Source organism: Paeniglutamicibacter sp. ZC-3, from assembly GCF_025847175.2.
GTDB lineage: Bacteria > Actinomycetota > Actinomycetes > Actinomycetales > Micrococcaceae > Paeniglutamicibacter > Paeniglutamicibacter sulfureus.
Map to the genome: position 1 here is coordinate 1 of NZ_JAOYTG010000015.1, position 12,873 is coordinate 12,873.

Here is a 12,873-nt window from a genome sequence, read left to right on the forward strand (position 1 = left end):
TCGCGTCAAAGCTCCTGGCCCTCGCGGCAGGAATCTGGCACAACTGGAAAACCAACGCACCCCGCAAACGCTCCCTAACCGCCTACGACCACTGAAATGATTAGGACTTAATCATCTAGCAGGCCCCTCAATTTCTTTGCTGCTTGGCCTGGGAGGGCTTGTTGTGGCTGCCATGATGTCGTGTCCGTTGCGGTGGATCGTGTCGGGCCACGGAACATTGGCCCTGCAAAAAAGAAGACGGCCGCTGGCCACTCCCAAAATACGGGGTGGCCAGCGGCCGTCTTGAATTCTCGTCGCTGCGGTCGGCAGTGACTTGGAGCAGGGTTAGAGGCGGCCCTGCGCGATGGCCAACATACGGCGCAGCGGTTCCGCGGCGCCCCAGAGCAACTGGTCACCCACGGTGAAGGCCGAGATGTACTCCGGGCCCATTTCCAGCTTGCGGATGCGGCCCACCGGGATGTCCAGCGTGCCGGAAGCGGCGACGGGGGTCAGCGCGTCAACGGTGGCTTCCTTGGTGTTGGGCACGACCGTGGCCCACTCGTTGTCCTCGGACAGCAGCTTCTCGATCTCGGCGACCGACAGATCCTCGGTGAGTTTGAGGGTCAGTGCCTGTGAGTGCGAGCGCATGGCGCCGATGCGGACGCACAAGCCGTCCACGACGACCTTGTTGGCCTCGGTGTTGCCCAGGATCTTGTTGGTTTCGACCCCGGCCTTCCACTCTTCCTTGGACTGGCCATTGCCCAGGTCCGCGTCGATCCACGGGATCAGCGAGCCTGCCAGCGGCACACCGAACTGGGTGGCGTCCAGGCCGCCGCGCTGGGCTGCGAGGACCTTCCTGTCGATCTCCAGGATTGCGGAGGCCGGGTCGTCGAGTTCGGAGGCCACGTGGCTGTTGATGTCGCCGAACTGGGTCAGCAGTTCGCGCATGTGGCGGGCGCCGCCGCCGGAAGCAGCCTGGTAGGTCATCGAGGTGCTCCACTCGACCAGACCGTTCTTGAACAGTCCACCCAGGCCCATCAGCATGCAGGAGACGGTGCAGTTGCCGCCCACAAAGTCCTTGGTGCCAGAGGCCAGCGACGCGTCGATGACGTTGCGGTTGATCGGATCAAGCACGATCACCGAATCGTCGTTCATGCGCAGCGTGGAGGCGGCGTCGATCCACAGCCCGTCCCAGCCGCGCGAGCGCAGCGAAGCGTGCACCTTCTGGGTGTAGTCCCCGCCCTGGGCGGTGACGATGATTGGCAACTTGGCCAGGGTGTCGATGTCAAAGGCATCCTGCAGCGCGGGTGCGCCGTCGGCAAAAGCCGGGGCTGCACCGCCCGCGTTGGACGTGGAAAAGAATACGGGGTCGAGATTCGCGAAGTCGCCCTCGTCCTGCATGCGTTGCATCAGGACAGAGCCAACCATGCCGCGGTAACCGACAAAGCCAACGGATGAAGTCATGGTTCCAGCTTAAGGGGTGCAGGGCCTCTATGGGGATTCGATGACGTGCCGAGGCCCGGGAACGCAAAAGGGGCACCCCTTCCGGAACTACTCCGGGAAGGGTGCCCGCTCAGCGCATCAACCGGCGGGCCGGTCGCGTGATGCCGCTATTTGTTGCCGCCCGCCAGCAGGGCCTTGCGCATGCCCACCAATTTGAGGGAGCCGAAGGCAAAGACCTGGGTGAAGACCAGCAGCAGGATCAGGCCCATGATCTTGGATCCCGTGAGGACCAGGAAAAGGCCCAGCCCGGCAAAAATGAGGGCGAAGAGTGGGAAGAGCATGTACCCGATGACAAAGAGCGCCTCGGGGTTGGTCTTCAGTGCCTTGAGGGCTTCCTTCATGACTTCCGCTCCCACGCCTCGACGCGGTACTCGGTGCCGTTGGCAGCCGTCAGCCATCCGGTATCGGGATCCGAAAGCAACTTCGTCCATGCCGAGTCCAGGGCCGGGGCCTTGGTATCGCCCTTGGGGCTGGCATTGATCACGGTCTTGATGGCCAGGTGGGCGCCATCGGTGAGCGCGGCGTAGATCTCTCCGCCGCCGATGACCCAGATTTCCTCCGCGCCTTCGGCTGCCCGCGCTGCCTTCAGTGCCTGGTCGGTGGAGCCAACGGGAACCGCGCCGGCGGCGCGCAGTGCGCCATGGAGGGATGCATCACGGGTGATCACGATGTTGGTGCGCCCGGGCAACGGGCGGAACTTCTCCGGGAAGGATTCCCAGGTCTTGCGGCCCATGATCACCGGGTGGCCGATGGTGGTGCGCTTGAAGTGCGCCAGGTCCTCGGGCAGGGACCACGGCATGGTGCCGCCGGCACCGATGACGCCGTCAGCGGCCTCGGCCCAGATCATGCCGATGCGCTCGCTTGTGGTGGTTTCGGCGCGGTGTCCGGCGCTCTGGTTCGTGTTGCTCATACGGCGATGGGGGCCTTAATCGTCGGGTGGTGTTGGTAGTCCTCGATCACGAAGTCGTCCAGTCCGTAGTCGAAGATCGAATCGGGGGTGCGCGTGATGCGCAGGCGCGGGTATGGGTAGGGCTCGCGGGTCAGCTGCTCGGTGACCTGTTCGACGTGGTTGTCGTAGATGTGGGTGTCCCCGCCGGTCCAGACGAACTCGCCGGGTTCCAGTCCAAGCTGGTCGGCCATCATGCAGGTCAGCAGCGCGTAGGAGGCGATGTTGAAGGGAACGCCCAGGAACATGTCGGCGCTGCGCTGGTAGAGCTGGCAGGAGAGCTTGCCGTCGGCCACGTAGAACTGGAAGAACGCGTGGCAGGGCGGCAGCGCCATGTTCTCGATCTCGGCGACGTTCCAGGCCGAGACGATATGCCGGCGCGAATCCGGGTTGGCGCGCAGCGAGTCCATGACCTGGGAGATCTGGTCGATGTGGCCTCCGTCGGCCGTGGGCCAGGAGCGCCACTGGACGCCGTAGACCGGACCCAGCTCGCCGTTTTCGTCGGCCCACTCGTCCCAGATCTTCACGCCGTTCTCGCGCAGGTATGACGTGTTCGAGTCCCCGCGCAGGAACCACAAAAGCTCCACTGCCACGGACTTGAAGTGGACGCGCTTGGTGGTGATCAACGGAAAGGATTCGGCGAGGTCAAAACGCATCTGGCGGCCAAAGACGCTGGAGGTTCCGGTGCCGGTGCGGTCGCCCTTGGGGGTGCCGTTGGCCAGGACGTCCCGGAGCAAATCTTCGTAGGGGGTTTGAATCTTCACTGGTTCAGTCTAGACGGTGACGGGACCACTGCCGCGGAAGCCGGTATCCGATAGGCGCCCACGGGGGCTCGGCACGTGCCGGGGCCGGTTTGAACCGGCGTCGGCCCGCGGGCCTGAGCCTTGATGTGATTCCCGGCGCGCGGGCGCGTCGGCGTGGGTGGGCGCCCCGTCCCATCCAGGCTCGGCCCATCCACACTTCACATGGCACACCCCCCTATGATGACTGGCCACCATTTCACGGCCCCCTCAGGCGATATGCCGACGGACAGTCGGTGGAGCCTCGACACTGGTGTTACTCCCGCCGCCTTGGTAGCTTTCAACGCATGGCCATCAAACTTGAGAACGTCGGAATCGCCGTTCGCGACCTCGAAGAGGCCATCGCCTTTTTCACCGATCTCGGCCTGACGGTCATCGGACGCGACACAGTCAGCGGCGAATGGACCGACACCGCCGTCGGCCTTGACGGTAACCACGCCAACATCGCGATGCTCCAGACCCCGGACGGTCATGGTCGTCTCGAACTCTTCGAATACATCCATCCCAAGGCGATAGAGTCGGACCCGACACGTCCCAACGACATCGGCATGCACCGCGTGGCCTTCTCGGTGGACAACATGGACAAGGCCCTCGAGGTGGCAGCAAAGCACGGGTGCCATCCGCTACGCGGAGTGGCGACCTATCAGGACGTGTACAAGCTCACGTACCTCCGTGGCCCCAGCGGAATCCTCGTGATGCTTGCCGAGGAACTGAAAAAGTCCGACACCTGAATCGACCCAATCGTCCTGGACGTTGCATTCGGAAAGTAACCCACGCAGATTTTGCATGTGGAAGTCGCAGTTCGCAACGCCCTTGACGCCCGGTTGGCACCGGCTTTTTCGGACTGTGCAGCACAACCAACGGTCGCGCCGGTCCTATTCGCCGGAGCGCAGCTTGCCCTGGAACAGGGAAAGCAGGGCGGCGTCGTCGATCCCGCTATGCCGGGCGGTGGCGATGAGCTCGTCCATCAGGGAATGCACACGCTGCACGGGCACGGTGGCCGGGCGCGCGGCGGGGCTGGTCACCACGGTCCCCAGTCGCCGCCGGCTCTCGACAAGGCCGCGGGCCTCAAGCTCCTTGTAGGCCCGTGCCACGGTTCCGGTGGCCACGCCCAGGTCGCCGGCCAGGGCACGCACCGTCGGCAGCCGTGTCCCGTCGGACAGGTGGCCAACGGCAATCAGCGAGGCGATTTGGGCGCGGATCTGTTCAAAAGGGGGAGTGGCATCGCGAAGGTCGACGGTGATCAGCGTGCTCAATGGCTGCTCATGCTAGGGATTTGTGGGCTGTGCCGCCGCGCCGGGTAGGCCGTGGCGGCCGGCAACAGGCATAGCAGAAGGCCCAAGACCAAGGTGGAAAGTTGGAAGCCCGATGGTTCTTGGGACACGTACATTGACTCTCCATAACCGGTGCCGCTAGGGGTCCAATAGGTGGGGTCGCCCAGGATGGAGGCAACCAGCAGCGACACGCCTCCGAGTAGCCGCATCCCGCGATGGGCCAGGATGATGCGGATCTTGGTGTCCTCGATGGTGCTGGCCCCGTGCAGCGGGCGGCGGCGGGTTGCAGTGCCGTGAAGCGCCCAGGCCAGGGCGGCCACCACGGCCAGAATGCCGACCATCCACCACGCGGCGACCCGTGTTGCCGCCGGAGCGGCGAGAACAAAGGTCGTGATGGTTGCGATGGCCGCTGTCACCGACATGGAAACCACCACCAGGAACCATACCGGCAACAGATGTCGTCGTCGTTCGGCGTGGACGGGACCCTGCCCCAGTCGGCAGATGATGATCCTCGAGGCTGTGAGGTTCAAGATGAGGTGGATGGCGGAAGCCGCCAGCAAGGCCAGCGCCAGGGAACCTAGCGCCTCCAGTCTGGTGGGTGCGAGGGCCGTGAACGAATAGGTCCGCATCCCGTCTTCCGCCGTGGTGACAAGGGGGCTGGCGCCCAATCCGGCGAACAGCACAATGGCCAACACCGGGACAAGGGAAAAGAGTTGGGTTAACAGCAGGAAGTCACGGGCCTTGGCGAAGGTGCCCGAGGGTGTTCCGGCCACCGCGCGGACGGATGCGGAGGGTTCGGCGAGTCGCGGCGGAGCCCAGGCCAGAATCACCACGACGACCAGCAACATGCACAGGGAACCGGCTCCGGACAGGACGTTGGCCCGGTCCTGGGCGGTCGAGTCGAATCCGGCGCCGGGATCCCCGAGTGGCATGGCCAACTCGCCGCGTGCCCTGATTCCGTCGGCCAGGTAGTTCAGGGCCGCCGCACCGAATCCGGAGACGACGAGGATGGCGGTCCGCAGCAACCGGTTGATCCAGATGGAGCGCAGGACCGCATTGTCATGCGCGTCCAGGGAATCCATCGGCGGGCGACGCACCACGACGGCGGCGGCGCCAAGGGCGCCCAGGAGCACCAGTCCGAGCCCACCGAGCAGGTAGGGTCCCACCTCGGAACCGGGCCGAACCCCGGCAACGCCCGAGACATGGGGCTGCGCGGGCCCCGCCTCGTCCCCGGTGGAATAGTCCTCCAGGTTGTCCAGGTCAACAACGTGCCCGAACTCGTCCACCGGGTTTCCATATCTGTCCTCCGCTCCGTCGTAGACAGGGCCCTGGTGGATCTCCTCGCTGCCCGAGTCGCTGCCGGTGCGGCTCGGGGCCCCGGGATCGTTCCAGGCCACGATGAGAAGCGCAGTGCTGATGATGGCGCACAGTAGCAGGAATCCTGCCAGGAAGCGTGGGAAGACGTCCCTGACGCGGCGCACCTCCAGCGATGCCGAGCGCACCGGCCGCAGGTGCCTGGGCCAGGTGAATTGCCCCAGGATGTACACCAGCCCGAGCCATAGCCCGGGGGCGGCGGCGTGCATGAGCATGGTGGGAGCCGCTGGGTCTGTGGGCGTGCCGGGGGACGGGTTTGCCCAGAGGTTGGCCAGGCCAGATGTCCCCGAAGCCAGGAAGGCGATCAGTGCCGTCCAGAACGCGTGGCGCGAGATGGCCTCGGTGGTGTTTGTGGCGTTTGGGCTCGCCACAAAGAAGCGCAGCAGCACGTAGATCAGTGCGGCCGAGCCGGCCAGGCCGAAGCCGATGGAGGTCAACGCGTCGCTCATCCGGGTCTCCTTGGGAGGATCAAACTTTGTCTCAATGTATCAAGTCATTGAGACAAAGTTCGCGTCCCCGGAGCCACAATGGCCCGATGCCGGTCGAATCGTTACCGAGTGGCCACCTCGGGATCAGGCGAGCAGGTCGTTGTACTCCGGATAGCGCCGCAGGTAGTCCTGCACGTAAGTGCACTCGGGAACGATCTTCAGCCCGCGTTCGCGCATCTGCTCCAGCACCAACGTGACCAGGGCCCGGGCATAGCCGCGGCGGCCGTATTCCTCGTTGATGATGGTGTGCTGCAACGTCGCGACGCCGTCCTCCAGCCGGTACCCCAGAAAGCCCACGAAGGTGGCTCCGTGCCAGAGCCCGTAGCGTCCGCGGTCCGCATCGTGGTCCAGCCGCAGCCCCTGGTGCACGATCTTTTCCTGGGTGGTGCCGTGATCCTGTTGGGCCATGATGCGCTCCTTAGCAAAGCTCGAAAACCGTACCGGCGCCGCGCCAAACGGGCGCCTGGTTATGAGACTACCGTGAAGGGGTGGGCTCTAGTCGTCAAACGCGTCGTAAACTTCCACGGAGACAAGTTTCCCCTTGCCAGAAGCCGGTTGGTGGACCACGATGACGGCGCCGGGACGAAGGTACGGGTCGTGGGCGGGAAGGAATCCGGCCAGCGCCCCATCCATCCGGGCCCGCAATTCGGTGAGCACCAGCGGCAGCACCGGGCGGTGCGTGCACAGTGCCTGGGACCGGCGCTTGTCCAGCAACTTGGCCACGGTGCGCTGCGCCTTGGCCGGGCGACGCGTGGCCTCGTGCTCGGTGACCGATGCCAGCAGCTTGACGGTGAACCGGTGCTGCTGCAGGTAGGGGGCAACCGTCTGCACGCAGCGTGTCCAGGGGCTCGAGGCCACCTTGGCCGGACGCCAGGAATCCAGCAGTCTGGCCACGGCCAGTGCCTGCCGCCGGCCGGTGGCCGCCAGCGGGCGCTTGCCTTCCTCGCGGGTCCAGTTGGAGCGAGGCTTCGCCTTGGCATGCCGCACCACCACGAACGGGCGGGTTTCCAGCGTGCCGTTGTCGTGGGCCTGGACCAGGCCCTCGAGCGGACCCAGGTCCCCGGGGTTGGTGATCCACTGCCGCGCAACCTTGGGCGTGGCCCAGCGCACCGCATCGGTTTCCTTCCCGTCCGGGATCGGCCGGGTGCCCGGGGACTTCGCCGCCCAGTAGTAGACCACCTTGTTTCCGGCACCGACCGGGTAGGTCATGGCGGGCAGCGGAATGCCCAGTTGGACCTCCAGGCCGACCTCCTCGAAGACCTCCCGGGTGGCGCACTCGGGCATGGTCTCCCCGTCGTCGAGCTTGCCCTTGGGCCAGGACCAGTCGTCGTAACGGTCGCGGTGGATCATCAGGACCTCGAGCTCGCCGGCAACGACGCGCCAGACCAGGGCCCCGGCGGCACGCACCGCAAATTGACCTTCGCGGATTTCGGCCGCATCGCTTGAACGCACGAATTGCACGCCCTTAGCGCCTGACCACGGTGCGCTGGCGGGCACGCGATTCAATGAGCCAGGACTGGATGTCGGCCAGCGGGGCCCCGTCCTCGTCCTTGTGGTGCCTGGTCCATTCGCCGTCGGAGTCCAGGTGCCAGCTGGCGGTGCGTGGATCCATGTAGCGGTCAAGGAGCCGCACCAGGTCGCTGATGTCCTCGCGGCTGCTCAGCGAAACCAGCGCCTCGACGCGGCGGTCCAGATTGCGGTGCATCATGTCCGCGGAGCCGATGTAGATGATCGGTTCCCCGGCGTTGGAGAACATGAACACGCGGCTGTGCTCCAGGAACCGGCCCAGGATCGAGCGTACGCGGATGTTTTCGCTCAGCCCCGGAACCCCCGGGCGCAAGGCGCAGATCCCGCGGACGATCACGTCCACCTGCACCCCGGCCTGGGAGGCGCGGTAGAGCGCGTCGATGATGGCCTCGTCGACCATCGAGTTCACCTTGATCACCACGCGCGCGGCCAGCCCGGCCTTGCGGTTGGCGATCTCCGCCTCGATCTTGTCGATCAACCCGCTGCGCAGCGAACGCGGGGCCACCAACAGGCGCCGGAACGTCGAGCGCGGGGCGTAGCCCGAGAGCTGGTTGAACAGGCGCGAGAGGTCCTCGCCGACTGCGTCGTCGGAGGTGAGCAGGCCCAGGTCCTCGTAGTAGCGGGCGGTGCGCGGGTGGTAGTTGCCGGTGCCGATGTGGCAGTAGCGGCGCAGCTTGTCGCCCTCGCGGCGGATCACCAGGGAGAGCTTGGAGTGGGTCTTCAGGCCCACGATCCCGTAGACCACGTGCACGCCGGCCTGCTCGAGCTTCCGCGCCCAGGAGATGTTGGCCTGTTCGTCGAACCTGGCCTTGATCTCCACCAGCGCCAGGACCTGCTTGCCGGCCTCCGCTGCGTCGATGAGCGCATCCACGATCGGCGAATCGCCACTGGTGCGGTACAGCGTCTGCTTGATCGCCATGACCTTGGGGTCGGCGGCGGCCTGCTCCAGGAAGGCCTGCACCGAGGTGGAGAAGGAGTCGTAGGGGTGGTGCAGCAGGATGTCGCGGCGGCGCATCGCGGCAAACACGTTGGCTGCCTTGGAGGTCTCGGACTCGTTGAGGAAGCGCGAGGTGTGGGCCAACTGCTTGGGGTAGTGCAGGTCGGAGCGGTCGATGTTCGCGATCACGCCCAGCCCGCGCAAATCCAGCGGGGCGGGCAGCGCGAAGACCTCGTCCTCCTCGATGCCCAGCTCGCGCACCAGCAGGGCGCGGATGTTCGGGGAAATGTCCTCCACGACCTCCAGGCGCACCGGGGGACCGAAGCGGCGGCGCAGCAGCTCCTTCTCCAGGGCCTGGAGCAGGTTCTCCGCGTCGTCCTCCTCGACCTCGAGGTCCTCGTTGCGGGTGACGCGGAAGAAATGGTGCTCGACGATGTCCATGCCCGGGAACAGGTAGTCCAGGTGCACGGCGATCACGTTCTCGAGCGAGATGAAGCGCGCGACCCTGCCCGCGGAGTTGCCGGCGCGCGGGCCATCCACCGAAATCAGCCGCGGCATCACGTCGGGCACCTTCAGCCTGGCAAAGAGCTCCTTGCCGGAGACCGGGTTGCGGACCACCACTGCCAGGTTCAGCGAGAGCCCGGAAATGTAGGGGAAGGGGTGCGCCGGGTCGACGGCTAGCGGGGTGAGGATCGGGAAGACCTGATCGATGAACCAGCGGCGCAACTCCTCGCGGGCGCGTTCGTCAAGGTCCTTCCAGCCCACCAGCAGGATCTGCTCCTTTTCCAGGGCGGGGCGGACCTGCTCGGCGAAGACCTGGGCGTGGCGCAGCTGCAGGGCGTGCGCGTCGTTCAGCAGCAGCTCCAACTGGTCGATGGGGCTGGTTCCCGTGGCGGAGGGCACGGCAAGGCCGGTGGCGATGCGGCGCTTGAGGCCCGCGACGCGCACCATGAAGAACTCGTCGAGGTTCGAGGAGAAGATCGAGAGGAAGTTTACCCGTTCCAGCAGCTGCATTTCGGGATCCTCGGCCAACTCCAGCACGCGGGCGTTGAAGTGCAGCCAGCTCAGCTCGCGGTCAAGGAACCTGTCGTGGGCGAAGTCGCCCTCGGGGATCGGAGAGGGCTCGAAGTCGGGCAGCTCGATCCGGTCCTGGGTGGCCCGGGCCGCCGGGACATCGGTGATGCCCAATGCGGAGGTGACTGGGTACGGATCCATGGCTGTTGCCCCTAGCGTGGATGAGGGTGGAGATGTCGCGTGCCCACGGCGAGCCGGATGGGCACGCGGCCTTGCGTCACTGTCTACCTTACCGAAACCGGTGCGTACATGACGTCGACATCCCACTTGGTGAAGCCCAGTTTCCGGTAGAGCGAGACGGCAGCGGTGTTGTCGGCATCCACGTAGAGCATCAGCGCATCCAGGCCCAGGGAATTGAGGTGGTCGATGCCTGCCAGGGTGAGCACCTTGCCCAGGCCGGTGCCCTGCGCCTCGGGGATCACGCCCACGACGTAGATCTCGCCGATGGCCTGGTGCTTCCCGGTGGTGGGGGAGGACACCGCTGGGTGCACCTTGGTCCAGTGGAAGCCCAGGATCCTGCCGGTGGCATCGACGGCCAGCAGGAAGCCGGCCGGATCGAACCAGTCCTCCTCCATGCGCGCGGCCAGGTCGTGGCGGGTCATCGCACCCTGTTCGGCGTGGTGCGCGAAGGCCGCTGCATTCGCTGCAACCCAGCCCTCGGCGTCGGTCTCCGGGTCGAAGGCGCGGATCGAAATGCCGGCCGGGACCACCAGGGCCGGTACCTGGGTGCCGGTGACCATGCGCATGCGCCACAGCTCGCGGACCGGAATAAAGCCAAAGCGCTCGGCCAGCTTGGCCGCGGCCTCGTGGTTCCCGTGGGCCCAGGCGCGCAGCCTGCCCAGCTCGGTCTTGCCGGCCAGGGCCGTGAGCAGCGCGCCGGCGATGCCCGAGTCGCGGAACGCGGGGTGCACCACCATTTCCAGGGTTCCCGGCGCGCCGGCATCGCCGAGCACCGCGACGGCGGCCCCCACCAGTTCGCTGGAGGACGTGTCGGAGCCGTCCTGGAGGTAGGCGTAAGCCCCCAGCAGGGACGCCGATTCGGGGGCGCTGCGCAATTCGAGGAGGGTCTGTTCGCTCAGCGGCGGGTTGCCGTCGGCTTCCTCCCCGGCGGCCACCAGCAGGTGCAGCGCGGAGAGCACGCCCGGGTCCGGGGCGCCGGCAAGCATGTCGATGGTGACTTCGGGATTCGTCGCAGCGTTCATATCCCTAAGATAGCCGCAGCGGCGCCTAGGCGTCGATGACCTCGGGGTTTTCGTGGCGTTGCGAGGCGAAACGGTAGCCCACGTTGCGCACCGTGCCGATGAGTTGTTCGTGGTCGGTGCCCAGCTTGGCGCGCAGCCGGCGCACGTGCACGTCCACTGTCCGGGTGCCTCCGTAGTAGTCGTAGCCCCAGACCTCGTGCAGCAGCTGCTCGCGGGTGAACACCCGCCCGGGGTGCTGGACCAGGTACTTGAGCAGCTCGAATTCCTTGTAGGTCAGGTTCAGCGGGGATCCGTGGACCTTGGCGGTGTAGCTGGCCTCGTCGATCAACACGCCCGCGGCGCGGATCGGCGCGCCGGCGGTTTCCCCGTCGGGGGCCGAGCGGGCGATGGCCAGGCGCAGCCGTGCCTCGACCTCGGCGGGCCCGGCGGTGTCAAGGATCACGTCGTCGACCTGCCAGGATGCGGAGATCGCCGCCATTCCGCCCTCGGTCAGCACCAGCAGCAGCGGGCAGGCGATGCCGGTGGTGCGCAGCAACTGGCACAGCGTGCGGGAGGCTGCCAGGTCCTTGCGGCCGTCGACCAGCACCACCTCGGCGCCCTCGGTGGTCAGCAGCGCCGCGCCCTGGGCGGGCATGACGCGCAGCGTGTGGGAGAGCAGTCCCAGGGACGGAAGGATGTCGGACGAGGGCCCGGGGGCGTTGGTCAATAGCGCGATGACGGCCATCGATGCGATCCCTCCCACATGTTTGGGTTGCCGATTTCCCGGCGCGGGCAGCACATGCCGCCCAGACCCGAACCATCGGTGTTTACATCATGAAGTATAGATTGCCGTGCGTTTCCATTACGTTTCCGACGCTTGTAACACGCACCGCCGCCCGGCGTCCAAACGGGGTGTGAAGGGCGGGATAAGGCAGGATGTAACCTGTGAGACTCAAAGTTTTGGCCACAGGAACACTTGCCCTTGCACTGGTCGTCGGGGCGAACTTTGTGCCCGGTGCCACGGGCTGGCCGGCGCTCGGCGTCACCCTGGCGTTGCTGGCCGCGTTCGCGCTCGGCTGGCCGCGCCTGATGAAGGTGCCAGCGCCGAATCCGGTGTCCCTGGTGATCTTCCTGGTCGGCGCGGCGGCGGCGGTGCTGGGCCTCTGGGCGCGGCCGGGCCCGGGGCTGGGGTGGGTGGCACCGTCGCTGGCCGCCGGCCTCATCCTGATGTTCTTGACCCAGCTGGTGCGCGGCACCGACGCGCAAAAGCGACTGGATTCGGTGGCCACCGGCATCTGCGGCATGCTCATAGCCGCATTCGGTTCCGGCTGGGCGGTGCTGGGGACCGATTCCGACGGCCGTGCCGTGGCCCTGATGGCAGGGATCGCCATCCTGGGCGCAGCGGTGCCCGGGGTCTCGCGGCTGCCTGACCGCGTCGTCTTCCCGCTGGGCTTTGTGCTGGCAGTGCTCTTCGGCGGTGCCGCCAGCCTGCTGCACCCCGATCTCAGCGTGGTTCCGGGCCTGGTCCTGGGCGCGGCCTGCGGCCTGGTCGTCGTGGGCACGCGGGCCATGCTCGTTTCCCTGGGCGGTCCCAAGGGGCCGGCGCAGATGGCCGCCGCCGCACTGGCCCCGTTGCTGGTCTGCGGATCGGTGACCTGGTACGTCATGTTGCTGTTGGTCTAGCCCCCGGGGGCCGGCGGGCCACCGCCACGGCCGATGTCATGAAAGGCCCGGGGTGCCCGCCGAACCGGTTAGGATGGTGGCATGAACGAATACCTTGGACTCGAAAT

At 66.5% G+C, this 12,873-nt stretch carries 13 protein-coding genes and 1 pseudogene; 3 read left to right on the forward strand and 11 right to left on the reverse strand.

The features are described from left to right. Nucleotides 1–95 (forward strand): annotated as a pseudogene (locus OIU93_RS14535) (IS982 family transposase); the annotation flags it as partial. A gap of 229 nt (nt 96–324) precedes the next feature. Here the strand turns inward: OIU93_RS14535 and asd are convergent. The 4 genes from asd to OIU93_RS14555 form a co-directional block, all read right to left on the reverse strand. Beyond that, nucleotides 325–1,443 carry an aspartate-semialdehyde dehydrogenase gene (asd, locus tag OIU93_RS14540; RefSeq protein ID WP_264270796.1) on the reverse strand — a complete coding sequence of 373 codons (1,119 nt, stop codon included), beginning with the start codon at nt 1,441–1,443 and terminating at the stop codon, nt 325–327. Nucleotides 1,444–1,589: 146 nt separating this feature from the next. Next, a complete protein-coding gene (locus tag OIU93_RS14545; protein WP_264270797.1) occupies nt 1,590–1,823 on the reverse strand; it encodes an NF038396 family protein in 234 nt (77 codons plus the stop codon). Next, nucleotides 1,820–2,392 (reverse strand): dihydrofolate reductase, encoded by a 573-nt coding sequence (locus OIU93_RS14550; protein ID WP_264270798.1) that lies wholly within the window; start codon nt 2,390–2,392, stop codon nt 1,820–1,822. The genes OIU93_RS14545 and OIU93_RS14550 overlap by 4 nt, the downstream gene beginning before the upstream one ends. Beyond that, nucleotides 2,389–3,192 carry a thymidylate synthase gene (locus OIU93_RS14555; protein ID WP_264270799.1) on the reverse strand — a complete coding sequence of 268 codons (804 nt, stop codon included), beginning with the start codon at nt 3,190–3,192 and terminating at the stop codon, nt 2,389–2,391. The genes OIU93_RS14550 and OIU93_RS14555 overlap by 4 nt, the downstream gene beginning before the upstream one ends. A 323-nt stretch (nt 3,193–3,515) precedes the next feature. Between OIU93_RS14555 and OIU93_RS14560 the strand changes: the two genes are divergently transcribed. Continuing rightward, nucleotides 3,516–3,959 carry a VOC family protein gene (locus OIU93_RS14560; RefSeq protein ID WP_264270800.1) on the forward strand — a complete coding sequence of 148 codons (444 nt, stop codon included), beginning with the start codon at nt 3,516–3,518 and terminating at the stop codon, nt 3,957–3,959. A gap of 144 nt (nt 3,960–4,103) precedes the next feature. Here the strand turns inward: OIU93_RS14560 and OIU93_RS14565 are convergent, their stop codons facing one another. The 7 genes from OIU93_RS14565 to OIU93_RS14595 all read right to left on the reverse strand — a co-directional run bounded on the left by OIU93_RS14565 (nt 4,104) and on the right by OIU93_RS14595 (nt 11,828). Beyond that, nucleotides 4,104–4,484 carry a GntR family transcriptional regulator gene (locus OIU93_RS14565; RefSeq protein WP_264270801.1) on the reverse strand — a complete coding sequence of 127 codons (381 nt, stop codon included), beginning with the start codon at nt 4,482–4,484 and terminating at the stop codon, nt 4,104–4,106. Next, on the reverse strand, nt 4,481–6,325 hold the full coding sequence (locus OIU93_RS14570) for a hypothetical protein (RefSeq protein WP_264270802.1): 1,845 nt from the start codon (nt 6,323–6,325) through the stop codon (nt 4,481–4,483). The genes OIU93_RS14565 and OIU93_RS14570 overlap by 4 nt, the downstream gene beginning before the upstream one ends. Before the next feature lie 123 nt (nt 6,326–6,448). Continuing rightward, nucleotides 6,449–6,772: a GNAT family N-acetyltransferase gene (locus OIU93_RS14575; RefSeq protein ID WP_264270803.1), complete on the reverse strand. Its 324-nt coding sequence runs from the start codon at nt 6,770–6,772 to the stop codon at nt 6,449–6,451. 87 nt (nt 6,773–6,859) lie between these two features. Beyond that, the gene (locus OIU93_RS14580) at nt 6,860–7,816 is read right to left on the reverse strand and encodes an NUDIX domain-containing protein (RefSeq protein ID WP_310292394.1); all 957 of its coding nucleotides are present in this window, start codon (nt 7,814–7,816) and stop codon (nt 6,860–6,862) included. Nucleotides 7,817–7,829: 13 nt separating this feature from the next. Next, on the reverse strand, nt 7,830–10,043 hold the full coding sequence (locus OIU93_RS14585) for an RNA degradosome polyphosphate kinase (protein ID WP_264270805.1): 2,214 nt from the start codon (nt 10,041–10,043) through the stop codon (nt 7,830–7,832). 83 nt (nt 10,044–10,126) lie between these two features. Beyond that, nucleotides 10,127–11,104 (reverse strand): mycothiol synthase, encoded by a 978-nt coding sequence (gene mshD / locus OIU93_RS14590; RefSeq protein WP_264270806.1) that lies wholly within the window; start codon nt 11,102–11,104, stop codon nt 10,127–10,129. A 25-nt stretch (nt 11,105–11,129) separates the two neighbouring features. After that, on the reverse strand, nt 11,130–11,828 hold the full coding sequence (locus tag OIU93_RS14595; RefSeq protein WP_264270807.1) for a response regulator transcription factor: 699 nt from the start codon (nt 11,826–11,828) through the stop codon (nt 11,130–11,132). Between the two features lie 215 nt (nt 11,829–12,043). On the opposite strand from OIU93_RS14595, the gene OIU93_RS14600 reads away from it, so the two are divergent. After that, entirely contained in the window at nt 12,044–12,766 is a 723-nt protein-coding gene (locus OIU93_RS14600) for a hypothetical protein (RefSeq protein ID WP_264270808.1), read from the forward strand. The last annotated feature ends 107 nt before the right edge of the window (nt 12,767–12,873 follow it).

What these genes read in the sequence shown, in the direction of transcription:
- OIU93_RS14550 (WP_264270798.1), bottom strand. Translation starts at nt 2,392, where the DNA reads ATGAGCAACACGAACCAGAGCGCCGGACACCGCGCCGAAACCACCACA.
- asd (WP_264270796.1), bottom strand. Translation starts at nt 1,443, where the DNA reads ATGACTTCATCCGTTGGCTTTGTCGGTTACCGCGGCATGGTTGGCTCT.
- OIU93_RS14575 (WP_264270803.1), bottom strand. Translation starts at nt 6,772, where the DNA reads ATGGCCCAACAGGATCACGGCACCACCCAGGAAAAGATCGTGCACCAG.
- OIU93_RS14560 (WP_264270800.1), top strand. Translation starts at nt 3,516, where the DNA reads ATGGCCATCAAACTTGAGAACGTCGGAATCGCCGTTCGCGACCTCGAA.
- OIU93_RS14570 (WP_264270802.1), bottom strand. Translation starts at nt 6,325, where the DNA reads ATGAGCGACGCGTTGACCTCCATCGGCTTCGGCCTGGCCGGCTCGGCC.
- mshD (WP_264270806.1), bottom strand. Translation starts at nt 11,104, where the DNA reads ATGAACGCTGCGACGAATCCCGAAGTCACCATCGACATGCTTGCCGGC.
- OIU93_RS14595 (WP_264270807.1), bottom strand. Translation starts at nt 11,828, where the DNA reads ATGGCCGTCATCGCGCTATTGACCAACGCCCCCGGGCCCTCGTCCGAC.
- OIU93_RS14545 (WP_264270797.1), bottom strand. Translation starts at nt 1,823, where the DNA reads ATGAAGGAAGCCCTCAAGGCACTGAAGACCAACCCCGAGGCGCTCTTT.
- OIU93_RS14585 (WP_264270805.1), bottom strand. Translation starts at nt 10,043, where the DNA reads ATGGATCCGTACCCAGTCACCTCCGCATTGGGCATCACCGATGTCCCG.